At 68.8% G+C, this 23,953-nt stretch carries 18 protein-coding genes, 1 tRNA gene and 3 pseudogenes; 12 read left to right on the top strand and 10 right to left on the bottom strand.

Annotation, left to right across the window (positions count from 1 at the left end):
- Positions 1-139: 139 nt before the first annotated feature.
- Together ACSMXX_RS14725 and ACSMXX_RS14730 are read left to right on the top strand one after the other, a co-directional pair.
- Positions 140-1,483, top strand: a complete 1,344-nt coding sequence (locus tag ACSMXX_RS14725) for a serine/threonine-protein kinase (protein WP_473184781.1) — start codon at positions 140-142, stop codon at positions 1,481-1,483.
- Positions 1,484-1,495: 12 nt separating this feature from the next.
- Positions 1,496-1,681: pseudogene (locus ACSMXX_RS14730) on the top strand (IS5/IS1182 family transposase); the annotation flags it as partial.
- A 36-nt stretch (positions 1,682-1,717) separates the two neighbouring features.
- Here the strand turns inward: ACSMXX_RS14730 and ACSMXX_RS14735 are convergent.
- The gene (locus ACSMXX_RS14735; protein WP_473184482.1) at positions 1,718-2,158 is read right to left on the bottom strand and encodes a hypothetical protein; all 441 of its coding nucleotides are present in this window, start codon (positions 2,156-2,158) and stop codon (positions 1,718-1,720) included.
- A 112-nt stretch (positions 2,159-2,270) separates the two neighbouring features.
- On the opposite strand from ACSMXX_RS14735, the pseudogene ACSMXX_RS14740 reads away from it, so the two are divergent.
- Positions 2,271-2,480: pseudogene (locus ACSMXX_RS14740) on the top strand (UTRA domain-containing protein); the annotation flags it as partial.
- A gap of 107 nt (positions 2,481-2,587) precedes the next feature.
- On the opposite strand, the gene ACSMXX_RS14745 reads toward ACSMXX_RS14740, so the two are convergent.
- A complete protein-coding gene (locus ACSMXX_RS14745; RefSeq protein ID WP_473184483.1) occupies positions 2,588-4,228 on the bottom strand; it encodes a long-chain fatty acid--CoA ligase in 1,641 nt (546 codons plus the stop codon).
- A gap of 46 nt (positions 4,229-4,274) precedes the next feature.
- Between ACSMXX_RS14745 and ACSMXX_RS14750 the strand changes: the two genes are divergently transcribed.
- Positions 4,275-4,406, top strand: a complete 132-nt coding sequence (locus ACSMXX_RS14750) for a hypothetical protein (protein WP_473184484.1) — start codon at positions 4,275-4,277, stop codon at positions 4,404-4,406.
- Between the two features lie 79 nt (positions 4,407-4,485).
- Here the strand turns inward: ACSMXX_RS14750 and ACSMXX_RS14755 are convergent, their stop codons facing one another.
- The gene (locus ACSMXX_RS14755; RefSeq protein ID WP_473184485.1) at positions 4,486-5,859 is read right to left on the bottom strand and encodes an MFS transporter; all 1,374 of its coding nucleotides are present in this window, start codon (positions 5,857-5,859) and stop codon (positions 4,486-4,488) included.
- 272 nt (positions 5,860-6,131) lie between these two features.
- Here ACSMXX_RS14755 and ACSMXX_RS14760 point away from each other — a divergent pair, with 272 nt between their 5' ends.
- Together ACSMXX_RS14760 and ACSMXX_RS14765 are read left to right on the top strand one after the other, a co-directional pair.
- Positions 6,132-7,376 carry a PucR family transcriptional regulator gene (locus ACSMXX_RS14760; protein WP_473184486.1) on the top strand — a complete coding sequence of 415 codons (1,245 nt, stop codon included), beginning with the start codon at positions 6,132-6,134 and terminating at the stop codon, positions 7,374-7,376.
- A 265-nt stretch (positions 7,377-7,641) separates the two neighbouring features.
- Positions 7,642-9,423 carry a GDSL-type esterase/lipase family protein gene (locus ACSMXX_RS14765; RefSeq protein WP_473184487.1) on the top strand — a complete coding sequence of 594 codons (1,782 nt, stop codon included), beginning with the start codon at positions 7,642-7,644 and terminating at the stop codon, positions 9,421-9,423.
- Positions 9,424-10,333: 910 nt separating this feature from the next.
- Here ACSMXX_RS14765 and ACSMXX_RS14770 read toward each other — a convergent pair.
- The gene (locus ACSMXX_RS14770; RefSeq protein ID WP_473184488.1) at positions 10,334-11,176 is read right to left on the bottom strand and encodes a MerR family transcriptional regulator; all 843 of its coding nucleotides are present in this window, start codon (positions 11,174-11,176) and stop codon (positions 10,334-10,336) included.
- A gap of 377 nt (positions 11,177-11,553) precedes the next feature.
- Here ACSMXX_RS14770 and ACSMXX_RS14775 point away from each other — a divergent pair, with 377 nt between their 5' ends.
- The 3 genes and pseudogenes from ACSMXX_RS14775 (at position 11,554) to ACSMXX_RS14785 (ending at position 15,015) form a co-directional block, all read left to right on the top strand.
- Positions 11,554-13,068 carry a YfjI family protein gene (locus tag ACSMXX_RS14775; RefSeq protein WP_473184489.1) on the top strand — a complete coding sequence of 505 codons (1,515 nt, stop codon included), beginning with the start codon at positions 11,554-11,556 and terminating at the stop codon, positions 13,066-13,068.
- A 348-nt stretch (positions 13,069-13,416) separates the two neighbouring features.
- Complete coding sequence (locus ACSMXX_RS14780) at positions 13,417-13,605, top strand: helix-turn-helix transcriptional regulator (RefSeq protein WP_473184490.1); 189 nt, start codon at positions 13,417-13,419, stop codon at positions 13,603-13,605.
- Positions 13,606-13,664: 59 nt separating this feature from the next.
- A pseudogene (locus ACSMXX_RS14785) lies at positions 13,665-15,015 on the top strand (tyrosine-type recombinase/integrase).
- A 162-nt stretch (positions 15,016-15,177) separates the two neighbouring features.
- Here ACSMXX_RS14785 and ACSMXX_RS14790 read toward each other — a convergent pair.
- The 4 genes from ACSMXX_RS14790 to ACSMXX_RS14805 all read right to left on the bottom strand — a co-directional run bounded on the left by ACSMXX_RS14790 (position 15,178) and on the right by ACSMXX_RS14805 (position 18,626).
- Positions 15,178-16,173 carry a hypothetical protein gene (locus ACSMXX_RS14790; protein WP_473184491.1) on the bottom strand — a complete coding sequence of 332 codons (996 nt, stop codon included), beginning with the start codon at positions 16,171-16,173 and terminating at the stop codon, positions 15,178-15,180.
- Positions 16,174-16,534: 361 nt separating this feature from the next.
- The gene (locus tag ACSMXX_RS14795) at positions 16,535-16,813 is read right to left on the bottom strand and encodes a hypothetical protein (protein WP_473184492.1); all 279 of its coding nucleotides are present in this window, start codon (positions 16,811-16,813) and stop codon (positions 16,535-16,537) included.
- Positions 16,814-16,900: 87 nt separating this feature from the next.
- Positions 16,901-16,988 (bottom strand) — tRNA-Ser (locus ACSMXX_RS14800).
- Positions 16,989-17,042: 54 nt separating this feature from the next.
- Positions 17,043-18,626: a S1C family serine protease gene (locus tag ACSMXX_RS14805; protein WP_473184493.1), complete on the bottom strand. Its 1,584-nt coding sequence runs from the start codon at positions 18,624-18,626 to the stop codon at positions 17,043-17,045.
- Between the two features lie 211 nt (positions 18,627-18,837).
- Here ACSMXX_RS14805 and ACSMXX_RS14810 point away from each other — a divergent pair, with 211 nt between their 5' ends.
- The 3 genes from ACSMXX_RS14810 (at position 18,838) to ACSMXX_RS14820 (ending at position 21,841) form a co-directional block, all read left to right on the top strand.
- Positions 18,838-19,656, top strand: a complete 819-nt coding sequence (locus tag ACSMXX_RS14810; RefSeq protein ID WP_473184494.1) for a glycerophosphodiester phosphodiesterase — start codon at positions 18,838-18,840, stop codon at positions 19,654-19,656.
- Positions 19,657-19,974: 318 nt separating this feature from the next.
- Complete coding sequence (locus tag ACSMXX_RS14815; protein ID WP_473184495.1) at positions 19,975-20,418, top strand: ATP-binding protein; 444 nt, start codon at positions 19,975-19,977, stop codon at positions 20,416-20,418.
- Positions 20,419-20,866: 448 nt separating this feature from the next.
- Positions 20,867-21,841 (top strand): DUF5926 family protein, encoded by a 975-nt coding sequence (locus ACSMXX_RS14820; protein ID WP_473184496.1) that lies wholly within the window; start codon positions 20,867-20,869, stop codon positions 21,839-21,841.
- A 255-nt stretch (positions 21,842-22,096) separates the two neighbouring features.
- Here the strand turns inward: ACSMXX_RS14820 and ACSMXX_RS14825 are convergent, their stop codons facing one another.
- Together ACSMXX_RS14825 and ACSMXX_RS14830 are read right to left on the bottom strand one after the other, a co-directional pair.
- Positions 22,097-22,699 carry a hypothetical protein gene (locus ACSMXX_RS14825; RefSeq protein WP_473184497.1) on the bottom strand — a complete coding sequence of 201 codons (603 nt, stop codon included), beginning with the start codon at positions 22,697-22,699 and terminating at the stop codon, positions 22,097-22,099.
- Positions 22,700-22,936: 237 nt separating this feature from the next.
- Positions 22,937-23,737: a bifunctional DNA primase/polymerase gene (locus tag ACSMXX_RS14830; RefSeq protein WP_473184498.1), complete on the bottom strand. Its 801-nt coding sequence runs from the start codon at positions 23,735-23,737 to the stop codon at positions 22,937-22,939.
- Positions 23,738-23,953: the final 216 nt, after the last annotated feature.

Here is a 23,953-nt window from a genome sequence, read left to right on the forward strand (position 1 = left end):
CCGTCCCTTTCCGGCCAGGCCCTCCACGCCCAACGGTGCGGAGGTGAGACGATCCCCGTACCGGACGATCTGGAGTGACACGGGGGACATCGTGGAGGATCGGCTGAGTGCGGGCCATGAGGGACCGGTCGGACCCGCCGTGCACGGCGGCCGCATCGGCTCGTACGCAGTCGAGCGCAAGCTCGGCGAGGGCGGCATGGGGAGCGTCTATCTGGCCCGTTCCCGCGGTGGGCGTGCCGTCGCGGTGAAGGTCGCCAGGGCCGAACTCGCGGCCGACCCCGACTTCCGTCAGCGCTTCCGAGCCGAGATCGCCGCGGCACGCATGGTCGGCGGCTTCCATACGGCACCCGTTGTCGACGCAGATCCGGATGCGCCTGAGCCCTGGCTGGCGACCGCGTACGTCGCCGGGCCGACGCTCGCCGAGCACATCGACCACAACGGACCCATGAGCGCGGGAGAGTTGACGGCACTCGGCGCCGCGCTCGCCGAGGCGCTGGAAGCCATTCACCGATGCGGCCTCGTCCACCGTGATCTGAAGCCCGGCAACATCGTGATGGCCGACGACGGCCCCCGGGTCATCGACTTCGGCATCGCGCGTGCGGTCGACTCCACCCGTCTGACCGCTACCAACCACGCCTTCGGCACGCCGGGGTACCTGGCTCCCGAGCAGGCCATGGGCGGCGAAGTCACGGGCATGGCAGACGTGTTCGCGCTCGGGGCCGTGCTCACAGCGGCGGCGGGCGGCAGGGCGTTCGGGACGGGGACGCCGATGTCGCTGATGTACCGCTCCGTGCACGAGGCGCCGGACCTGAGTGCCCTGCCGGACGGGGTACGGGATGTGGCGGCGGCCTGCCTGGACAAGGAGCCTTCACAGCGCCCCGGAACGGCCCGGCTACTGGACTGGTTCGAGGAGTTGGCGGGCCGCACGGAGGGTGATCAGCGGCCCGGCAGCACCGATCCGCGGGTGGCGCTGCTGTCGTCCCCGCAGCCTCCGCCGCCACGGTCATCGTCTCCGGCGCTGCCATCCCCGTCCTCGTCCTCGTCCCCGCCGGCGCCACCGTCACCGTATGCACCGACGCGGCCGGACGCCCCGAGGCCGCCGAGGGCTGCCCCTACGCCGTCCGTTCGCGCATCGGAGGACGAGGCAGGCGAGGCAGGCGAGGCGTTCGTGGCCGCGGACGCGGACACCGCCGTCGTTGTCGACGCCGAATGCGTGGTGTTTTTTCTGGATCAGCGCTGGCGTCCGCTCGACGAGATCGAGAACGGCCAGAACCTCGATCGGACAGAGACGGAGGCCGAGTTCGCCTGGGCCGAGATCGCCGACGTCACCACCGGCACCGCCGACCGCACGTATCTGACCGTCACGGTCGTACTGCGTGACGGCTCGTCCCACTTCTGCGCGGTCAACGCCCGCCGCGCGGCCCGTCTCAACGCCTGGCGGCGCGAACTCGCCGAGGCCGTACAGCAACACCTGCGCCGCTGAGACCGTCAGCGACTCGGCCAACGCGGCTGCAGGCCGCCCGCCTTCGACCGCGAGGTCTACAAACACCGCAACACCGTCGAGCGCTGCATCAACAAACTCACGCAGTGGCGCGGCCTGGCCACCCGTTACGACAAGACCGCCACCATCTACCTCGCCGGACTCCACATCACCGCGATCCACATCTGGTCAGCCCGGTGATCCATAAGAAACGCCCTAGCCGCGAGGTGCGGCTGTTCACTGCCTGTCGAGCCTCCTGAAGGCGCCGAAGAGGTGGAAGGCCGTCGCCGCGGTCAGCAGCATTCTGATCACGTTGAGGACGTTCCACCGCCAGGCGTAGGTGCTCAACTCGTCTTCGTACGACAGGTAGTCGGCGTCGGGCTGGTGTTGACGAAGAAGCCGTTGAGCCGCGTCAACTGTGCGCCGCTGTCCACGACCCAGTTCGGCGAGATGACGATCGCCTCGTAGAGGTTGCCGAAGAACCAGTACGCGAGCCCGAGGACCGCGGTGAGAGTCGGCCATTTCTTCCGCCAGGTCGAGCGGGACGTAGACGCGCGCCAGGCTGTACGGGTCTTTGTCCCGCCGGCTGAAGTACAGGTACTCCGCGAGTGCGGTGCCGGGCTTGAGTTGCATCAGGGCGGTCAGCGGTGCCTCGGCGAGGACGGAGCCGGTCCTCACGTACGTCTCGGTCTCGTCGTGGTCTGTCTCCGGCTGGCGGAACGCGCGGCTGCATACGCTGACGTACGAGGCCCGCTGAGGCGGCCGTCGGACGAATGTGCCGCGCCCGTGGACTGTCAGCCATGCCGTTGAACAGCCCGAACCGCGGCATGCGACGGCCGAGGAGATCGCTCTCCTCGGTCTGGCGCGCAGCGCGCTGGTGACGCAGATTCAGCGGACGTACTACAGCCACGAAGGACGCCCGGTCGAGACAGCGGACATCGTGGTTCCAGCCTCGCTCTGCGAGATCGTTTACGAGGTTCCGATCAGTCCTGCCGGCTAAGAGCTCTTAAGCGGAATGATCTCCGAGGTGGTTGGATCGGTCTGGACGCAGATTTCAGTCCCGGCTGGCGGATCGCCCCGCCGGCCGCACGGTACGCGGTGGTTCCCTCACACCGCCGGCGCACCGATGACTTCCGAGACGTCGAGCTCACCCGCCGCGTACCGGCGGCGCAGCTCCTTCTTGTCGAGCTTTCCGACACTGGTCATGGGGAGGGTCTTCAGCGTGGTCCACCGCTCGGGCAGCTGCCAGCGTGCGACCCGGTCCGCGAGATGAGTGCGCAGGTCCGCGAATTCGGCTGGTTCCTCCGAGTGTTGGGTGTGCTCCGCCCAGACGATCGCGGCGAGCGGGCGTTCGTCCCAGCGTTCGTCCGGTACGCCGATGACGGCGGCTTCCTGGACGGCCGGGTGCGCAGTCAGGTGGTTCTCCAGGTCGACCGAGGAGATCCACTCACCGCCGGACTTGATGACGTCCTTGGCACGGTCGGTCAGCGTCACGAAGCCGTCGGGCGTGATGGAGCCCAGGTCACCGGTGCGCAACCAGCCGTCCTGGAACTTCTCCGGCGCGTCGATGAGGTGGTACGAGCCGGTGATCCACGGTCCGCGTACCTCCAACTCGCCCACGGTGGAGCCGTCGTGAGGCAGAACGTCGCCGTCCTCGGTGGTAAGCCGCAGTTCGACCGCGGCCGGTGGCCTTCCGGCGGTCGCCCGGTAGCGCAGGGCGTTCTCGGGATCCCCCGCGTGGTGCGGCGCACGTGCCACCGTGCCGAGCGGCGAGGTCTCGGTCATCCCCCAGGCGGCGATCACGCGCACTCCGTGTCGTTCCTCGAAGCCGGTCATCAGTGCGGGCGGACAGGCGGCACCGCCCACAAGTACCTCCTGGAGGGAAGAGACGTCACCGCCGTGTGTGTCGAGGTGTGCGAGAAGCGAGGCCCATACGGTCGGTACCGCGGCGGCGGTGCCGGGCCGTTCGGCGGCGATGAACTCGGCCAGCGGGGCTGCCTGCAGAAAGGGTCCGGGCAGCAGTAGCGACGCACCGGACATCAACGCCGCGTACGGCAGCCCCCAGGCCATCGCGTGGAACATCGGCACGACGGCGAGGGCCCGCACGGAGTCGTCAAGACAAAGGGCCTCGGGCATGCACACCTGCATGGAGTGCAGAAAGACCGAGCGGTGGGAGTAGACAACTCCCTTGGGGTCTCCCGTTGTTCCGGAGGTGTAGCACATCGCCGCGGCCGAGTCCTCTTCCGGATCGGGCCAGTCGAACCGCTCGGGCGCTTCGCGGAGCAGTTCCTCGTACGCATGGGTCGCCACGCCCGGCAGCGGCTCGGGCGGCTGTGCGCCGCCGACGACGATCACATGCCGGATGCCGGGGAGTTCGGGCAGCAGGGGCGTGAGCAGCGCCAGCAGACTCTCGTCGACGAGGACGATCCGGTCGTCCGCATGGCGGGCGATGTGGCAGAGCTGCTCGCGCAGTCGCAGGTTCAAGGGGTGGAGTACAGCGCCCATCGCGGGAACCGCCAGATACGCCTCCAGGTGCTCCTGGTTGTTCCACATCAGGGTGGCGACACGCTCATCGCCGTCGATGCCGAGGCTGCGCAGGGCGGCAGCCAGCCGGGTCGCGCGGGCCACGGTCCGGGCATAGGTGGTACGCCTCGCTCCTCCTTCCGTCCAGGTGACGGCTTCGCTGCGGCCGTGCACGGTGGCGCCGTGGTGCAGCAGGGTGGTCACGGTCAGCGGTCGGCGCTGCATGGTGCTCAGCACAAGGACTCCTGGAGGAAGAAGGAACGGTCGGGACGTGGGGGCGTACACCGGGGTGCCAGAGCAGGAGGCGGCAGTCGGTGCCGGTGGCGTCGTTCGGATCGAGCACGTTGAGGACCTCGTGCAGGGCCACCGGATCGAGCTGCGTGGTGAGGTGCTGCGCCGCTGACGACGGCGGTAGGCGTCGATTCAGGTCGCAGGTTCAGGTCACCGGGTTCAGGTCACCGGGTTCAGATCACAGGTCCGATTCATCGGTTGAGACCGGTGGTCGGGGCCGGATCCGCCGGCGCATCTGCGTCTTGCCGTAGGCGAGCGCGCTTGGCCAGTACGGCGATGGACACGAGCGCGATCACAGCCAGAACCATGATGTAGGCCGACACAGCCATCGACGTACCGCTCGCCTCCAGCAGCAGCACCATCAGGAACGGGGCCAGACCGCCGCCGACCACCGCCGCCAACTGATAGCCCAGCGAGGCACCGGTGTAGCGCATCTCGGCCGTGAACAGCTCTGCGAACAGGGCGGCTTGGGGCCCGTACATGATGCTGAGGAAGCAGCTGGTGATGAACGTGCCGACTCCCAGCAGCCACAGCGACTTGGTGTCGATGAGCAGGAACATCGGCACCGCCCAGACGAAGAGACCGATGGCACCGGCTGTATAGACGGGCAACCGCCCGACGCGGTCGGAGACGGCCGCGGCGCCGGGGATCAGCACGAGTTGGGTGAGACTGACAAGCAGCGAGACCATCAGCACCGAGCTGCGCTGCATGTGCAGGTCGCGCGTCGTGTAGTCCAGTACGCCCGTGATGATGATGTAGAACGTGGCCGTGTTGACGGCGAAGGAGCCGCCGGCCAGCAGGACGGTGCTCAAGTGGTGCCGCAGGATGGTGCGCAGCGGCGACCGTGCTTTGCCGCGCTCGCCGCCGCGCTCACGCTCGGCCAGTGCGCGCTCGGCCTCACGGAACTCCGGCGTCTCCTCGACCCGGGCGTGTATGTACCAGGCGAGCAGCAGCACGAAGATGCCGATGGCGAACGGTATCCGCCACCCCCACGAGCCGAAGGCGTCGTCGTCGGTCAGGCTCCCGGTGATGAGGAAGGCGACGTTGGCGGTGACCACACCGATGGGGACACCGAGTTGCACGAGGCTGCCGTACAGCCCTCGCTTGCCCTCCGGCGCGTACTCGGTGGCCATCAGCATCGCCCCGCCCCACTGCGCCCCGACAGCCAGGCCCTGAAGAACGCGCAGGGCGACGAGGGCGATGGGAGCTGCGACACCGATCTGGTCGTAGCCAGGGAGCAGGCCAATCGCGGTGGTGGCGAGGCCCATCGTGGTCAGCGCCAGTACGAGCATCGGCTTGCGGCCGCGCTTGTCGCCGAGTTGCCCGGCGATGATGCCGCCGATGGGGCGGGCGAGGAAACCGACCGCGAACGTCGCGAAGGCGGAGAGGACTTCGGCGACGGGACTGCTGGAGGGGAAGAACTTGCCGCCGAGGACGAGCGCAGCGGCGATGCCGAAGATGAAGTAGTCGTACCACTCCACTGCCGATGCGGCCGCTGCGGCAGCAGCGACCTTGCGCCGGTTGTTCTTCCGCTGGATCGAGGAGTCGGGTGAGGCCGTTTCCATTGCTTCACACTCCGGTGTTGTTACGCGGGAGAGGGGTACGGAAAGCACGGCGCCGCAATTCCGGGGGATACCCCTCCGGGATGGCTGACGACCCGGCGGTCCCCGGTCGACTGCATCCGAGCATCCGGACGTCCTGTCACCCCAGAGGAAGTGCCGAAGCCGTTGCCACGGCCAAACGCGAATGTGGCCCCGTTGTGCACAGTGCACAACGGGATCGGTACTTTGCCGCCCGTCCCTACCGTTAACCGACGGGCCGTGCCACTCTGCCCGTCATGGAGCCGGCCGCACTGTCACCGAACGCGCTCCCCGGCGACGCGCCAGGAATCATCGAGGTGGTACGGGACGAGCTGACCGGCCGCTTCGCTTCAGCTGCCGACGACCTGGCGGCCTCAATACTGCGAGACGACCCCGCGTACACCTCGCTGATCACCAGGAGCGAGCTGTCTCAGCGCATCCACCGCAACCTGTGCCAGGCACTCACCGCCGTGACCCAGCGTGCTCAGGGTCTGCCCATCGACCTGGACGACGCGCTGAGCACCGGACACCGCAGAGTGCAGCAAGGGCTGCCGCTGGCGTCGCTGCTGCACGCCTACCGGCGCGGCGGACGCCTGCTGTGGGAGGTCGTCGCCGAGGTCGTCGCGGAACGCGAGCCGGAGGCCTTGCCCAGGCTGCTGCCCATCGTGTCCGTCATATGGGACGTGGTGGAACAGATCACGGATGCGGTCGCCGAGTCCTACCGGCAGGCCGACGCCGCTCGAGCCGCCCGCGACCAGGTAAGACGGCACGCCCTCCTGGACGCGCTCCTCGAAGGCTCCGGGGCGGCGGCGGGACTGGCTTCCGAAGCCGCGGCGCTGCTGGGACTTCCGGAACGTGCCCGGTACGCCGTCGTCGTCCTGCGTGCCGACCCCGCGGGGCGACTGCCCTCCACCGATCCCGGCTTCCCGGACGAGGCGTCCGGGGTACGGATCCTGTGGCGCATCCGCGCCGACGGTGAGACGGGCCTGGTCCACCTCGGGGACCGTCCCTTGGAGGCACTGCGGGAGTTGCTCGCCCCTCACGCCGTACGGGCAGGAGTGAGCCCGGCCGTCGGCGCCCTCTCCGAGGTGGGACGGGCCCGCTGGCTGGCGGACCTGGCACTGCGCACCCGCGGACATACGAGCCGCCCGGAGACCGCGCTGCTCGATGAGCGTCTGCCGATGGCGCTCGTCGCCGCACAGACCGAACTGGCCGGACGGCTGCGCACGGTGGTCCTCGGTCCGATCCTCTCCCTGCCGCCCGACGACTGCGCCACGCTCCTGAGCACGTTGGAGATCTGGTTGACGTCCGGAGGCTCCATGTCCGCCGCCGCGAAGCGCCTGTACTGCCACCGCAACACCGTCGCCAACCGGCTGCGACGGCTGGAACAGCTCACCGGGCGCTCACTGACCGATCCGGCTCACATCGTCGAAATTTCTCTCGCCCTGACAGCGGTTCGCCAGCTCACGCCCACGGCCGGGGTCGGGCGGCGCGCCGGGTAGGCCCTTCTTAGAGCTCGTCTCCTTCGGCTCATGGGTCGGTACCTCCGGGATCGTGGTCCTCGTGGCCCCTCGGGTGGCACCTGGCGGCAGTTGCGCCACCCTGCGCGGCCGGAACCCCGGCGCGGCATCGTTGTGCCTCTTGCACAGCCGTCGGGGCCCCGGATTGGTCGCCTGCCCCGACCTGTCCCGAGCCGTCTGGATCCGGCCGTAGTCCGGTGTTCTGGTGCGCGCGAGACGTACCCCCCATCGTCACGAGGAGGCCACGATGATGTGGCGACTACGCATTGCCGGACCGCTCATCGCTGTGGTGGCGGCGCTGACACTGATCACCTTGCCGGCGCTGCCCGCCGCCGCGGCCAAACGGGCGGAGCCCGCTCCGGCGACGGCGAGCGCGGCAGACCCTTGGGACGACCCGGGACCGCACGGCGTCGAGGTCAAGACCGGCCTGACGCACACCTTCTACTATCCGGACGACATGGGCGACAGCGGGCGCACGCACCCAGTGATCCTCTGGGGCAACGGCACCGGCGTGATCCCCGGCGTCTACAGTTCTCTGCTGCGGCACTGGGCCAGCCAGGGATTCATCGTCGCGGCCGCCAACACCCCGAACGCCAACTTCGGCATCACGATGCTCCGCGGCATCGACAAGCTGACCGACTGGAACGCCGACCCGCGCAGCGAGTTCCACGAGCGGGTGGACTTGGCCAACATCGGTGCCAGCGGGCATTCCCAGGGCGGTTCGGGTGCGATCAACGCCGGAGCCGACCGGCGGGTCAAGACCACCGCGCCGATCCAGCCGGGGCCGCTCAACTCCCCCTCGGAGCTGCGCGGACCCGCGCTCTTCCTGGCCGGCGAACGCGACCTGATCGTGCCGCCCGCCCTGGTGCGGTCCCAATATGACCGCGCCGACCAGGTACCGGCCGTCTACGCCGAGTTGAAGGGTGCCCGTCATGTGACCACAGTGGGCGACGCGGGCGGCTTTCGCGGGGTCACCACCGCCTGGTTCAAGCATCAGCTGATGGGCGACGCCGCGGCGGGTGCGCTGTTCTTCGGACCGGACTGCGGGCTGTGCAACGATCCGGCCTGGTCGGACGTCCGCCGCAACTCCCGCGCGGAGCCGTCGACAACGTCGAACAAGACGAACACGGGCACCACCGCGAACACGGCCACCACGTCGCCCATGGCGAACACGGCCACGGTGACCACCGGCAGCACAGCCGCCAAGGCGACCGCAGCCACCAAGGCAAGCACTCCCACGCAACGGTCCGAGAAGGTCCGGTACGTAGCGCTCGGGGACTCGGCCGCCGCCGGGCCGCTGATCCTCCCGCCGGACCTGCGGCAGCCCGGCTGCCTGCGGACCACCCGCAACTACCCGGCCCGCACGGCCCGGGCGCTCGGCACTGCGGAGTTCACAGACGTGACGTGCTCGAGCGCCAAGACCACCGACCTGACCGGTTCACAGAAGACCCCACTGGGCCCGGTGCCACCGCAACTCGACGCGCTGGACGCGGACACCAACCTCGTCACCCTCCACATCGGCGCCAATGACATCTCCCTGACCAGCCTGATGAGCGATTGCCTCAACCCGCTGCGGCTACCGCTGAGGAGCCGCTGCGCCGACACCTATCGGGAGAACGGCCGCGATCAGTGGGAGGAACGGATCGCCGCGCTCGCGCCCCGCATCGACGGCGCTCTTGGCGCCATCCAGGCCCGTGCACCCGCGGCCGAGGTGTACGTCGTCGGCTACGGCAGCTACCTGCCGCCCGGCGGCTGCCACCCCAGGGTGCCGATCCTGCCGCGCGACGCCACCTACATCCACCGCACCATCGGGCACCTCAACACCATGCTGGAACAGCGCGCCGCCGCGCGGGGCGTCCAGTACATCGACCTGGCGGCCGGGAGCACGGGACACGACGTCTGCCGTCCGTCAGGCAGCCGCTGGATCGAGCCCTACCGGCCGGCGTCCCCCGCCGCCCCGTTCCACCCCAACGCACTGGGCATGAAAGGGTTCGCCAACATCGTTACGTCGGCCATCACCGCCGCCTGATCCCCGGTCCCTGTCGCCGGCCCGGCCGGCGACAGGGTCCGGCGCCGCCTCCCGGCCGCGCCCAGCGTCAGCGTGAGTTCGGTAGGTCTTCTCCCTGACCGCAGCCTGCCGGGCGCGTGTCTCACTGAGCCTCGTGGCCACGCGCTCACAGGAGACGTACGTCTCTCCGACCGGCAAAGACACGGTCAACTCGCCCTGGTGACTGCACACCGGTTGACGCACGGTTCGCGCCGTCAACGGGCGTGTACACACGTCTGACCTTTCGCACCTTCCATGGTCGGTTCCGAGGGAGCCGCGCAATGGCCCTGAATGTGAACGTCTCAAGAGAGCGCAGGTAGATCAGAGATGACTCAACAGCGTCTGATAGCGCGGATACGGAACAACGCGGACAGGGTCGCGGCCCTTGCGCTCTGCGGGCTCGCGGGGGCGGTCTTAGTCTGGCTCATCGGCCTCGGCGCCCCGGCCCAGTCAGGGATGTCTCGGTGACCGGCTGCCTGTCGCGGGTGGCGATGATGGTGCGGTGCAGGCGGTCTCGGCGTCCCGGTGCGGCACCGAGGATCACCCAGGTCGCGATCGTGGACCGCCCCCTGGTACCCGCCCGCGACCACCGCCTCGCGTAACGGTTCAAGAACTGCCCGAACTCCGCGAGCCTCCAGGTTGCCATCGGCATCGAGACGCCACTTGTGATCGCCACCGGCGACCCGCGACCAGGTAACCACAACGGCTGCCCTGGGGTAAGGCGACGCCCTCCCACACACGCGAGGGGGCACGATGCCGCCCCGGGCGAGCGTGGACGATCGTTTTCCGGCTCACCAGTGGCGCCGTGGGTCGACTCCGGGTACGGCAGGCGGGGTGGGGTTCCTCGCCGGCTCTCGATTCTTCTCGGCGCGGAGGACCGCCGCTCGTCAGGTCACTCGGCCACGTCGGTCTCGCCGAGCTTGCATATCGGCGCGGTGGTCTCGACGCCGTCGTCGTGCAGCAGTTGGCGGACGGGGCCGAGTTCGACAAAGGCGCCGTCGAGGGGATGCGTGGCGAGGCGCGACATCGCAGTGGCGTACTTGGCCATCGAGCTCTTGCCCGGGATGAAGATCGACAGTTCGTCCCGAGCCTCGAAGTTCTGTACCTCGACGTCACGTGGCAAGGCCGCGATTGCTCCCTCGTCCGCCGTGATCGGGATCTTCACCAGCCAGTGCGGTCCCTCGGCGGTGAGGCACTGCCTCTTCTGCTCCGGGGTATCGCAGGCCCAGGTTCGCCAAGCGGTCCCCGACACAACGGCTCCGCACGACTCCACGGTCTTGACCACCTCCTGAACGGTCGCGACGAGGACGGCATCGGCTTCGTCCCAGTCGTACTGGTTGGGCCCGGCCGACGGTCCGGGGACCAGCTTCGACACCACGGTCATCTGGGGTACATGGCGCAGGCGCGCCTCGGGCCACGAGTTGAAGAGCTCGCGTGCGTCGCTGATCGCCTCGTCCTGGGCCTGCCGCTGGCGCTGCACCTCCCTGCTGTGCTGCTGCAACAGGGCGGGTGCCGTGTCCGGCTCGTCGAGAGCACGCCGGACGGACTTGACGCTCATCCCCGTGCCGCGCAACACGGCGATCAGCATGGCCTGTTCGACCTGCGCGAACGTATACGAGCGGTAGCCGGTCTGCTCGTTGACGTCGGTCGGGACGAGCAAACCCTCGGCGTGGTAGAACCGCAGCGTCTGCGGCGGCAGACAGCACATCTCGCTGAAATCGCTGATGGAAAGCATGAGACCAGGTTCGCCCTTGCAGTTACTGCAAGGTCAAGCGCCGAGCGGCAACGGAGATCCTCAGAACACGTCAGTGTCCCGCCGCGTCAAGAACGCGGTCGCCCCGCAGTCGAGCCATCAATCAAGTCAGCCCGCTCGGAAAGGCCCCCGGCCCGGAATGGTCATTCCCGACACCATTCCGAAGGACAAGTAAGAGCACTGGGGGCAACTGCCGAGGTGCTCCTCATGTTCAACGGCCTTGTCCAGGCCGTACCGACGACGGCGAACGCCGGCTACTACGCAGAGATCGTCACGAACTCGCCCAGCGGCGACGCCTGATCCAGGCGGGCACCCGGCTCGTACAGGCGGCGTCCACCCCGGACGCCACGGCCGACGAGGTGCGCGAGGCCCTGGTCCTCGGGGAGGAGAAGCTGCCCGAGGCGTGGTCGGAACCGACCCCGCTCAACGCCCGCCCGCAGCTTCCCCGCTTCCCGCTGCCCGCGCTGCCGTCCTGGCTCGTTGACTTCTGCGCCGCACTCGCGGAGGAGACGCAAACTCCTCCGGACATGGCCGCGGCACTCGCGCTGAGCGTGCTCGCGACGGCCGCCGGCGGTCGCGTCGTGGTCCGTGTCCGCGGCCGGTGGCACGAGCCGACCAACCTCTACGTCGTGGTCGCGCTGCCACCGGCGAACCGCAAGTCTGCGGTCTTCTCGGCCATGACGGGCCCGGTCTACGAGGCGGAGCAGCGGCTCGCGAACCAGGCCGGCGGGCGCATCGTCGAGGCCGAACTCACCCGCAAGATGGCCCAGGAGGCCGCCGACAAGGCAGCCACCCGCGCGTCTTCGGCCGAAGGGCCGGAGCGGGACAGCCTCGTCGCCGAAGCCATCGACCTGGCCCAGCAAGCCGAGGAACTCACGGTCCCGCCGAAACCGCGGCTCCTGGCGGACGACTCCACCCCGGAGACGGTCACCTCGCTCATGGCCGAGCAGGGCGGACGGCTGACGGTGATGTCCGCCGAGGGAGGCATCTTCGACATCATCGCGGGCCGCTACTCAAGTGCCCCGAACATGGAGGTCTTCCTCAAGGGCCACGCCGGCGACCGCCTCAAAGTCGACCGCCGCAACCGCGAGGAGTTCATGGAAGCCCCCGCGCTGACCATGGGCCTGGCCGTACAGCCCGCCGTGCTGGAGGACATCGGCAAGAACCGCGGCTTCGACGGCCGCGGCCTCCTCGCCCGATTCCTCTACGCACTGCCCGAATCCCTCGTCGGCTACCGCAAGATCGGCCCGGCACCGGTGCCGGAGTCGGTCGCGGCACGGTACGAGCGCAGCGTCACGGCCCTGACGCTGTCGCTCGCGGAACAGGCGGAGCCGTACGTCCTGCACCTGACCCCGGATGCGGGCGCGGAGCTCCTGGGCTTCGAGGAGCGGATCGAGCCCCAACTCCGGGCCAGGGGCGGCAAGCTGGGCCACGTCGGCAAGTGGGCGGGCAAGCTCGTCGGCATTGCAGCCCGCATCGCCGGCCTGCTCCACGTCGCCGCGCACCTGGAGGACGGCTACGGCACGCCCATAGAGCCGTCGACGATGACGGCCGCCATCGAGATCGCGGACTACTTCGCCGACCACGCGTTGACGGTCTTCGACCTCATGGGCGCCGACGCCGCACAAGCACGGGCCCAATCGCTCCTGGAGGTACTCCGCGCGAACGGCTGGGACACGGTCTCGCGCCGCGACCTGTTCGCCAAGCTCTCCCGCTCGGAGTTCCCCACGGTCGCCGACATGGAACCGGCCGTCGAACTCCTGGAGGAACACGGCTACCTCCGCAGCCACACCCCACCCCGCACAGGGAAGAGGGGCCGCCCGCCGGCCCCGCGGTACCTCATCCACCCACAGGTGAAGGAGGGCCAGGCATGAGCGGGAACCGCTGCATCTCCCAGGAGTCCGCCGCGCAAACCGCAATATCCGCGGAAACAGTGGCCGCTGACCTCTGACCAGCACCGACGCACTCCCCCCGGACGGCCAGCACAGTTCCCCGCAGAACCACGCAGAACCGCCGCACAAATGACGCACACCATGCGCTCGACGGGCGGACGACCATCCGCCTCGGCCTTTGTGCGGCACCTCCGATGGTTTCTGCGACTGCTGCCCGGCTGCTTCAACCTCGCAGCTCAGGCAGCAAGTTCATGCCTTTCCGCGGATTGTGCGATTTCCGCGACGCCCGGTACCGCACGAACCCGCGGCTCGGAACAACAGGAGGCTCGAATGCCCCGCCAGCGACACCTCAAGTTGACCGAAGTCCTCGAAGAGATCGACATGTCCCGCGCCGCCTTCTACCGCATGCGCGCACGCGGCAAGGCACCCAAGCTCATCAAGCTCCCCAACGGTCAACTGCGCGTACGCCGCAGCGACCTGGATGCCTGGTGGGCGTACTGCGAACAGCAAGCCGCCTGATCACGCCGATTCCGTGCGAGGGGCCGTCAGATGACGGGCCCCTCGCGGCTTGGAGAGACATGCTTACCTACGACGTAGACGTCTGGTCGATCCGCAACCGCAAGGGCCGTCCGAAGCCGTTCGAACTGCGCTGGCGCGTGGGATCGCGTCCGCACTCGCGGAGTTTCAAGCTCAAGGCACAGGCAGACGGGCGCCGTTCGGAACTCATGGCGGCGCTCAGGAACCGTGAACAGTTCGACGAGGAGACCGGACTCCCCGCCAGCGAGCTGGCGGATATCAACACCCCCACGTGGTACGAACACGCCACCGCATACGTACTGATGAAGTGGCCCAAGGCTGCAGCCAAACACCGCGCCGGCATCGCCGAGGCGCTGGCCGTGGTCACCCCGGTGTTCGTCTCCTCCTCGCGCGGTGCGCCCGACCCGAAGCTGATGCGCACCGCTCTGTAAACCCATCACACGCACAGAGACCGAGACACCGCCGACCTCGGTAGCAGACGCCCTGACCTGGCTCAGCAATCACTCGCTGAAGGTCACGGAAGCCGCCAGACCCGAGAAGATGCGGGCCGCCCTGGAGGCACTGTCACTCAGGCTCGACGGGAAGCCGGCAGCCGAGAACACGGCAAACCGGAAGCGCATGGTCCTCAGCAATGCACTTCGGTATGCCGTCGAGAGGAACCTACTCAGCTCCAACCCGATGACCCACATCGACTGGACGACACCGCCCAAGGAAGACGAGGTGGACTTCCGGTACGTTCCCAACCCCGCCCAGGTCACAGCCCTGCTCACGGCAGTTCGCGAACAAGGTGAACGAGGCAGGCACCTCGCATCGTTCTTCGGCTGCCTCTACTACGCAGCCATGCGCCACCCAGAGATCGCTTCGCTGCGAAAGTCTGACTGTCATCTGCCGGAGACCGGCTGGGGAGAACTCATCCTCGCCGGCAGCCGACCGGAGGTCGGTTCTGGATGGACGGACGACGGAGCTTCCTTCGAACAACGCGGCCTCAAGCGCCGGGCGCGGCGCGCCACTCGCCCGGTACCGATCCCGCCGGTACTCGCCGTCATGCTCCGCGAACACATCGATGCCTACGGCGTCGCCGACGACGGACGGCTGTTCCGAGCCACACGGGGCGGACGCATCAGGTCCACCGAGTACTGCGAGGTCTGGGACACAGCACGCGAGAGGGCACTCACGCCGGAGGAAGCCGCATCGCCACTCGCCGACGTGCCGTACTCGCTTCGCCACGCGGGCGTCTCGCTCTGGATCAAGTCGGGCGTCGATCCGGTGGAGGTCGCGAGGCGAGCCGGCCACAGCCTCACCGTGCTGTTCCGCTTCTACGCAAAGATCCTCCGCGGCGAGCAGTCACGCGCTAACCAACTCATCGAGGAGCGGCTCAACAGTGCCGTATAGAGCCTGGGCAAGGGCGGCATGGGGTTAGGCGATGCTAAGAAACTGGAGGGGGTGCCTGTCCTCCGTAGCAAAGGCACCCCTTACGCCAGGGCTACTGATGCCCGGCCATCGTGGGCAATCACCTAGAGCCCATTCCCCATTGGGCTGGGCATTCAGAGAGCGTTAGAACCGGTCGATTGCATTGGTAAGGCAATCGTCACAGAGAAGCGGTTCCTTTTCGGGGTGTACGAATGTTTCGCATCCCATGTCGCAGCGCCGCCAAGTGGTGTAGTCCGTAAGGCACCCCAGGCAAAGATCAAGCTGGGCAGCCTTGTTCTTGGCCACGCTTATGCCCATGGCCACGGAGTACGCTTCGCACGACGGGCAGTGATCCACATCGCCAACGCTTGTTTCAAGATCCAGTTGGGAGACCGCAGCGTGCTCGGGTGTCTCGTATTCGAACAGACAGAATCGACAGGTCGGCGCGCCCTCCCCGATCACAATGGCCCACTGTTGGCACGCCGAGCACTGAACGGTGCGATCTGACAGCGGTTCCAATTCACCCGCGAGGCGGTGCGAACGTTGCTTGACCAGGGACGTGAACTCCAATAGGCGAGCGCCGAGTTGGTCCATTTTTGTCGCGACGTAGGGACCCTCCCTGGAAAGCACTGGGCGCAATTGTTCGTGAATGAAGGTCAGTAGGAAGTCAAGAACCAGGGCAGCTTGGGACTCAACAGCGTAGACGCTGCCTGTGTGGCCAAAGTGCGTCAACGCGTTACGCGTGTCCGCAAGGTTACTAATGGCTATCCGCTGCTCATGGGTGATCTTGAGACCAACGATGTTGTTGAGGCGATGAACAGCGTCCAGGACTGTACAGCTATGGAAGCTGCCCTTGTCGTACGCGCTTCGCTTCGCCTTGCCCGGGTCACTAAACACCAGACTCCAGTGCTCCCGGATGAGACGGGATTTGAGTAGCACCTCGGCGGCTGCCTGGAGGTGCAGCACCGCATACTTCAAGTCGCGTGCATCAGGCTCCCCATCACTCTGACTCAAATGATCAAAGGCGCTGAGGAGGAAATCCATGCCGTTGCGAACCGGCGTGAAGTCCATGTCCCGGCGCCTGCGGACCACGCTCTTGCTGGTCCGGGCGGAATCATGGCCACTGTACTGCTCGCGCATGTCTGGGCCCCCGGGATGCAATTGGGTTCGGACGGAGCCGAAGAGTTCAGTGCTGAACTCCCCCACCGGTTCCGGCAGATGCCCATGATATCGCCCACTTGAGAATTTTGAATCCTTAGTTATGAAATCGGTATAGATGACCAGATTGTCAGGCAGATGGCGAATCGTGTTTGCCTCCGAAGAGGAAGCACCCGACTCAGCCTCGTAAGCCTGCCGCTCACGGCACGCCCGTACGCACGCGGACCGTTGAGTGGCAGGTTGGGCGTCAGCAGGTGAGCTTGTCCCTGGGTGGTAGATCGGCCCCGTGCCGTGCCGCCTTTGCCCATGGTGCTGGGGAGGCTGCCGCAGTCCAGGCACAGGTTCAGTCGCGGCCGTTGGTGCACACACCCCAGGTCAGCATTAGGTCCGCCCTTGACACCCGGGCGCGGGTGCCGGATCTCGCGGGCAACATCTCGACGGCGTCGACGAACTTCACCGCACTGAACACGCCGTAGAGGGTGGCGAACTTGGCGCGGTGGCGGGCGAGCACTGCAAGTGTGTCCCTCCAAACCCGCTCATCGAGCAGCAGCTCGACGCGACTTGTTAGCGGCACTCCTGGCCCACAGATGGCCCACACAAGCTGGTCAAAGCCGAGAAACACGCGGAACCGGGTGAGACAGAGTGCACGCCGAGGGCGCGTCTCCAACCCGGAGACGCGCCCTCTGACCTGCTACTTCTCTGACCTCGGCGGAGGCGGTGGGATTCGAACCCACGGTGAGGGGTTACCTCACGACGGTTTTCAAGACCGTTCCCTTCGGCCGCTCGGGCACACCTCCCCGCGTCGCCCACCCGGGGCGACGCGGGGCCAGCCTAGCGAACCGCCGACGGCGTCACTGATCGCCCTTGCGGGAGCCGAGGGTCACGTCGGTCGTGGCCTCCTTGCCGTCCCGCTTGTAGGTGATCTCGACCTTCTCGCCCGGCTTGTGGGTCCAGATCGTGCCGATCAGGGTGGGCCCGCTGTCGATCGTCGTGTCGTCGAGCTTGGTGATGACGTCGCCGGACTTGAGCCCGGCCTTGTCGGCGGGGCCGTCCTTCGTGACCGCCGGCTGGCCGCCCTCGCCCCGGTCGGCGATGACCGCGCCGCCGCCCTTCTGGTCCATGGTGACGGTGGCGCCGATCACCGGGTAGACGGGTGTGCCGGTCTTGATGAGCTGGGTGGCCACCCGCTTCGCCTGGTTGACCGGGATGGCGAAGCCCAGACCGATGCTGCCGGACTGGCCCTGGCCCAGACCGCCTTCGCCACCGGCCGACTGGATCGCCGAGTTGATGCCGATGACGGCGCCCTGCGCGTTCAGCAGCGGGCCGCCCGAGTTGCCGGGGTTGATGGACGCGTCGGTCTGCAGCGCGTTCATGTACGAGGCGTTGCTGCCCTGCCCGTCGCTGGAGGCGACCGGACGGTTCTTGGCGCTGACGATGCCCGTGGTCACGGTGCCGGAGAGGCCGAACGGGGCGCCGATCGCGATCGTGGCGTCGCCGACCTTCACCTCGTTGGACCTGCCGAGGGGGAGCGGCTGGAGCTTGCGGTCGTCGGCGTTCTTGAGCTTGAGGACCGCGACGTCGTAGCCCTGGGCCTTGCCGACGACCTCGGCCTCGTACTTCTTGCCGTCGGAGAACGTCGCCGAGAGCCCACCGTCGGAGCCGGACGCCACCACGTGGTTGTTGGTGAGGATGTGACCCTGCTTGTCGAAGACGAAGCCGGTGCCCGTGCCTTCCTCGCCGCCGGCCTTGGTCTCGACCGTGACGACGCTCGGCAGGGTCTTCCCCGCTATTCCGGCGACGGACTTGGGGGAACGGTTCAGCGCCCCCGAGTCCGAGCCCGAGCTGATGGTGGTGGAGGAGCCCTCGTCCTGCTCCGCGGCCCAGAAGCCGATACCGCCGCCGATACCGCCGGCAACCAGCGCACCGATGAGGACCGCCGCCACCAGCCCGCTCGGCACACGCTTGCCGCCCGGCGGCGGCCCGGGCGGTGCCGGCGGGGCACCCCAGGGGTACTGCGGTCCGCCGGGGCCTTCCGGCCCGCCCGAGCCGGGGCCGCCGGGGCCCGCGTCACCGGCGCCCGTACCGCCGTACGGGGAGTGGCCGCCCTGAGCGCCTCCCCAGGGTGCGCCCTGGGGAGGTCCGCCGCCCTGGCCGTGCCCGCTGCCCGGAGCGCCGGGGTCGCCGAAGCCGGCCACCGGCTGCGGCGGCTGACCGGAATGGGGGTGCGCCGCGGGCGGCGTGGACGGTGCAGGTGGAGCGGACGGTGCAGGCGGAGTGGGTTCGGACTTGCTCATGCTCTGCCCCTGACGGTCGGCGGCTTCGGACTCGGTGGCGCCGGCGGCAGCTTCGCGTGCTTCTCTGCCGTGCACCGCGGGGGGCGTGGGTTCAGGCCCCGCCGCCGACGTGGCGGCAGCGCCCTCGTTCTCGGTGCTCACAGGTATCTCCTCATCAGCTACACGCCGTCGCAAGCCGGGACGTTCGCGCATTCCGGCATCCGTGCAAAGCCTTTCCCATGGTGCGTCAGGCGGGCGTAAGACGCCGCCCGGGTCGGGAAACCGGTCCTTTACGGCGGACATACGGACGTCCGGACGTCCTCCGTGGCAGACCCCCCGGCGGCCGCCCTTACGCCGGTGGCACGATAACCCGGTGAGCAATGACATCAGGCCCGGGTCGCGCCTCTCCCCCTCCCGCCCGGTTTCCGTCATCGCGCACCGCGGTGCCTCCGAGGCCGCGCCCGAGCACACCCTCGCCGCCTACCGCAAGGCGATAGAGGCGGGAGCGGACACCCTGGAATGCGATGTGCGGCTCACAGCGGACGGGCACCTCGTGTGCGTGCACGACCGCAGGGTCAACCGCACGTCCAACGGCCGGGGCGCGGTCTCCGCCCTCGAACTCGCCGACCTCGCCGCCCTCGACTTCGGCTCGTGGAAGAAGGAAGGCCCCGACGAGGACCCGTACGAGTCGCCCGACCAGGAGGCCGGCGACCGTACCTCGGTGCTGACCCTGGAACGTCTCCTGCAACTGGTGGCCGACGCGCCGCGCCCCGTCGGGCTCGCCATCGAGACCAAGCACCCCTCGCGCTGGGCCGGCCAGGTCGAGGCGCGGCTGCTGGAGCTGCTGGAGAGGTACCGGCCCGTCGTGCCCTCCGTACGGGTGATGAGCTTCTCCGCGCGCTCCCTGCACCGCATCCGTGCCGCCGCCCCGCACATCCCGACCGTCTACCTCATGCAGCTGCTGCTGCCGCGCCACCGCGACGGACGGCTGCCGCCCGGAGTGCGGATCGCCGGGCCGAGCCTGCGCATCCTGCGCGCGCACCCCGAGTACGTGGAGCGGGCGCACCGCCTGGGCAGCGAGGTGCACGTGTGGACGGTGAACGAGCCGGAGGACGTCGAGCTGTGCGTGCTGCTCGGCGTGGACGCGGTGATCACAAACCGGCCACAGGAAGTGCTGTCACAACTCCGCTGAGCCGACGAATTGTCGTCTTCGTGTTACGTGCGACACACACGCGGCACGCCCGCTCCGTCTCCTGCGGCCCAATTCGCCCTCTTTCCATGCCTCTTACCTGGGGTGCATCGGTGCATTCGCTCTGTATTCGATCCCGCGGAATGCGTCAAGCAGCCATGCGTGGCCGGTTTCCGCCAGACGTTCCCGGGGAATCCATCGAATTGGCGTGGGGCAAAGGAGGTCTCGGGGGTGGCGTTGGTTATGGCACAGAACGTGCCTGCTTCGTCGACGATGGCCGTGCCTCACGGCCCCGCCGGAGTGGGGGCCGCAAGGCGCAGGATGCGTTCCGACCTGCTGGCGGGCGGAGCTTCGGAATCCGTCGTCGACGACGCGGTGCTGGTCCTCTCCGAACTGCTCAGCAACGCGTGCCGGCACGCCCGGCCGCTGAGCCAGGACGAGTCCGTACGCGCGAGCTGGAACCACGGCGGCGACGGCGAGTTGACCATTTCCGTTACGGACGGCGGCGGCCCCACGCGGCCCCTTCCGGCGACTCCTTCGATCAGTGCCCGCGGCGGCCGCGGCCTGGCCATCATCGGGGCGCTCGCACGTGATTGGGGCGTACGCGAGGAGCTTCACGAATTCGCCGGCGGAATACGGCAGTCGGAGCACGAGGCGACGAGGGGCGTCACCGTCTGGGTCGTGCTGGCCGCCCGCCCGGGTGCCGCGGAAGGTCTGACGGACAGCCTGGCCTTCGATCTGGCGGGGGCCGACGAGGGGCGCTGAGACGGCGGCAGGTGGGCCCAGCCCGGCGGCCATCCGCCGGGTCCATCCCCCGGGCCCAGCACCGGGGTTCACGGCGGCGGGGCTGCGGCGGAGCTGTGGCGACACGCGGAACGCCTTACGCGCCGGGGCTCACCGGTTAGGCTCGCGGCGACAGTTGGCCTCGCGCCCACCGTGCCGGCGGCCGGTCCGCAGCCACGGCCCGTGGTCCGGGCACGGGACGGAACGGGACGGAACGGAACGGACCGGTACGCGCGCGGACGCAGCGCGCACCGTGCGCCGGCCGAGCAGTCCCGACCGGCCCGGCGGCCCGACAGGCGGACAGGCCTGACGGCCTTGACGGGCCCGACGACCGAGCAGACGAGCAGACCCAGCGAACGGACTGCCGCCGGTCCGGTACTCACCGGACCTGAAGCAGGCGTTCCCATCCAGACCTGGAGAACCGCACCCCATGGCCAAGAAGCGCCGCTCCCAGCCCAAGGCGACAGCAGCACCGCAACTCGTCGACGGGGAAGTTCCCGTCGTCGGTGCACGTGAGCCCTGCCCCTGCGGTTCAGGGCGCCGCTACAAGGCGTGCCACGGACGTGCCGCCTCGCACGCCGTCACGGAGCTGGTGCAGCGCCCCTTCGAAGGACTGCCCGGAGAGCCCGACTGGGTCGCGCTTCGTGAACTCGTGCCCGCCGCAACCGCGCAGCTGACGCTCAAGGACGGTCTGCCCGAGGGCGTTCCCTCCGTGACGCTGGCAACGGTGCTGCCGATGGCGTGGCCGGCGCTGCGGCGCGACAACGGCGAGGTGCTGCTGGGACTGCAGAACGACACCGCTTCGGGTGACATCAGCCGCGACCTCGCCGACACCCTGACCCGCGCGTTCGAGACCGCCCCCGGCTCGCCCGTCGACGCCGGACGTGCCACGCCGGACGGGCCGCGACTGCAGGATCTGCTGGATCCCAAGGCCCCGTTCACGCCGGAGGTCCACAGCGGGTTCGAGTTCTGGCTGGGGGACGAGAGCGACAGTGCGACCGGTGAGGTCGCCGCGTCCCTGGAGCGTGCCAATTCGGCCGCGATTCCGACGGCGCGTCTTTCGGTGGCGGAGGGCGCGTACTGGTGCGAGACGCCGGAGAAGAATCACCTGCGGTGGGTCATGACACATCCGGAGGAGAAGCTGCTGGACGCGCTCGCACGGCTGCACGCCGCGGGCAACTCCTCGCTCGGAGAGGACACCCGGCTCGTCGGATCGTTCCGCGCGCACGGCCTGATGGTGCCGGTGTGGGACCTGCCGAGCAGCATGACCTCGGAGGACTGCGAGAAGCCGGCCGCAGAGTTCAACGAACGGCTGGGCGAGGCGCTTACCACCGGTACGGTGCTGACAGCGGACGAGCGGCGTGCGCGCAGCGGTCTCATGAACCGGCAGATCACTCTGAGTTGACCGGAAGGGACCGTTCCGCAAGGAGCCCAGGGAGAAAGTGTGACCGTGACTCGCGTCACACACGGCCTTTGAATGCGCATACTGGCAGGTAAATCAACGTCCGGATCTGCGCGATCGAATTTGCCAACGGCCGATCTCTTGTTACCTTTCTAGGAGCCCGGTCGCTGGTGCATCCCCCGTCGCCAGCGACCGGGTTCTTCCATGTCCGGGCCCGGTGCGCTCCGCTCGCGCGACGCCTCCGCCTCCTCAACTCGCTCAGCGTGCAGGGGAGTTGCTCCCGGAACGCAGCATCAGCCGCTCCCCGTCGGCGGAGCCCGCCTCTGCCGTCGCCGCATACGCGCGGCCTCCCTCGCGGCTCTTCTCGCGAGGCGTCTCGCACACACTCGTTCCACGATCCGCCGTCATGGCGCAGTCCGCGCGTAGCGAGCTCCCGTCGGGACGCATGAGCGTGAGAGCGGCGCTCAGCGGCGAGCCGGTGCCGTTGCGGTAGTACGTACGCGCCCATGTGCCGCCGCCCTCTGACAGGACGCAGGTCTGCGCCAACAGCCCTTCCGGAGCGGTGAGTTCGGGACCGCACGACGCGTACGCGCCGCCGCCCGCCGCCGAGCCCCGGTGCCCTGGCGACGAGGAGCCCGACGACGCCCAGGACGACGCCGAGGACTCGGGAGAGGGCCGCCCGCCCGAGGACTGCGACGACGGCGTGATGCGCTCCGGCACCGGCCCGCCGTCCGCCGGGGGAGCAGCACCCGCGGTGGCGGCCGCGATGGGCAGCGCGACAGCGAGCACGACCGTGCAGGCGAGCGTGATCAGGGAGAAGTCCGACGCGGACGTACGGCATCGCGGCTGCTGCTGAGACATGGAGGGAGGCTCACTGGCGGGAGAGGGGCGGACCGGCACTGTCCGGCTCGCGTCGGCTGTGCCGAGGTGGCCGGGATGCACCGGAGTCAGTGAGGCGAACATATCGGGCGGAAGGGACCGGCCCTCCCGCCCTCCCGCCCGTTTCCCGTACAGCGCCTGCGAGTTCGTACCCGTACGAGTGACGTGGCCGGGCCGCCCCGCACGCGCGTGTCCGCAGCGGAGCAGCTGGCACCGGCCTCAATACGTAAGGCTCGTACCGGAGTCGGGCGCCGTGGCGCTCGCCTCGACGAGGACGTCGAGCACGCTCTCCATGCGGGGCAGGAACGGAACTCCGTGCGTGAGACCGCCGCGCCGCGCGCCGCGCGAGCCGCCGCGGAAGGGGCCCCGCCTGCTCTTCCGGCCCTGCTCGCCGTCCTGACCGTCGGCAGCCGCCGGCTCCCGTTCCCACCGGACGCGGCCGGCACCCGTGTGGGACGGCGGCAGCGCGACATAGCCGCCCTCGCCGTGGAAGCGCAGCGAACTCGGCACCCAGTCATGGGCGTAGAGCCGCTCGCCGAGCTCCGCCAGACCGTACGGCGCGACGAGCAGCGTGAAGCGGGTGGGCGTCGCGACGACCGGCCCGAGCCGCTCCCCGCGCCGGTCGAACTCGGCGAGCGCACGGGCACCGGCGATCGCGGGCAGGCTCAGGGCGGAGGGCGCACGGCCGCCGGTGGCGAGAATCAGCGGTGCGCCGGGCCTGTTGGCCCACCACCAGCCGATCATGCGCGGATCCGTCGTGGCCGCGAGGAGCACCGGGTCGAAGGGGTGCGCGCCGGGTACGACGCACTCCGCGTCGGGGCAGGAACAGACCGCGGACAGCGGCTGTCCGGCAGGGTGCGCACTGCTGCCGGAAGAGCCGGAAGAGGGAGACGAGGCGGACGAGGGAGGGGTGAGAGTCGCTCCGGGAAGTACGGGCCACTCCCAGCGGGTGGCACAGTGCAGCGCCGCGTTGCGCAGCGATGACCGGTTCATGCGTCGCCTTCCGAGGATCTCGCGCATGTGCGCTCGTTCCTTTCCGTGAACGCCAACAGATCGTCCCGACAGAGATCGTTCAGCCCATCACAACACGTCACTCATTACTCACTGCGCGTAAACAAGCCGCGCTCATTCCGTAAGCCGAGCGTGGAACACGGCGGTCTGCGACGCCCGCTTGACTCCGGCGTGCCGTGTCGCCACCTGTGCTGGTGCCCTCGATAACGCTTGGTATTGCGCCTG

This window comes from Streptomyces sp. DSM 116795 (assembly GCF_055792905.1).

What these genes read in the sequence shown, in the direction of transcription:
- ACSMXX_RS14745 (WP_473184483.1), bottom strand. Translation starts at nt 4,228, where the DNA reads ATGCAGCGCCGACCGCTGACCGTGACCACCCTGCTGCACCACGGCGCC.
- ACSMXX_RS14755 (WP_473184485.1), bottom strand. Translation starts at nt 5,859, where the DNA reads ATGGAAACGGCCTCACCCGACTCCTCGATCCAGCGGAAGAACAACCGG.
- ACSMXX_RS14760 (WP_473184486.1), top strand. Translation starts at nt 6,132, where the DNA reads ATGGAGCCGGCCGCACTGTCACCGAACGCGCTCCCCGGCGACGCGCCA.
- ACSMXX_RS14765 (WP_473184487.1), top strand. Translation starts at nt 7,642, where the DNA reads ATGATGTGGCGACTACGCATTGCCGGACCGCTCATCGCTGTGGTGGCG.
- ACSMXX_RS14770 (WP_473184488.1), bottom strand. Translation starts at nt 11,176, where the DNA reads ATGCTTTCCATCAGCGATTTCAGCGAGATGTGCTGTCTGCCGCCGCAG.
- ACSMXX_RS14780 (WP_473184490.1), top strand. Translation starts at nt 13,417, where the DNA reads ATGCCCCGCCAGCGACACCTCAAGTTGACCGAAGTCCTCGAAGAGATC.
- ACSMXX_RS14790 (WP_473184491.1), bottom strand. Translation starts at nt 16,173, where the DNA reads ATGCGCGAGCAGTACAGTGGCCATGATTCCGCCCGGACCAGCAAGAGC.
- ACSMXX_RS14815 (WP_473184495.1), top strand. Translation starts at nt 19,975, where the DNA reads ATGCGTTCCGACCTGCTGGCGGGCGGAGCTTCGGAATCCGTCGTCGAC.
- ACSMXX_RS14820 (WP_473184496.1), top strand. Translation starts at nt 20,867, where the DNA reads ATGGCCAAGAAGCGCCGCTCCCAGCCCAAGGCGACAGCAGCACCGCAA.
- ACSMXX_RS14825 (WP_473184497.1), bottom strand. Translation starts at nt 22,699, where the DNA reads ATGTCTCAGCAGCAGCCGCGATGCCGTACGTCCGCGTCGGACTTCTCC.
- ACSMXX_RS14830 (WP_473184498.1), bottom strand. Translation starts at nt 23,737, where the DNA reads ATGCGCGAGATCCTCGGAAGGCGACGCATGAACCGGTCATCGCTGCGC.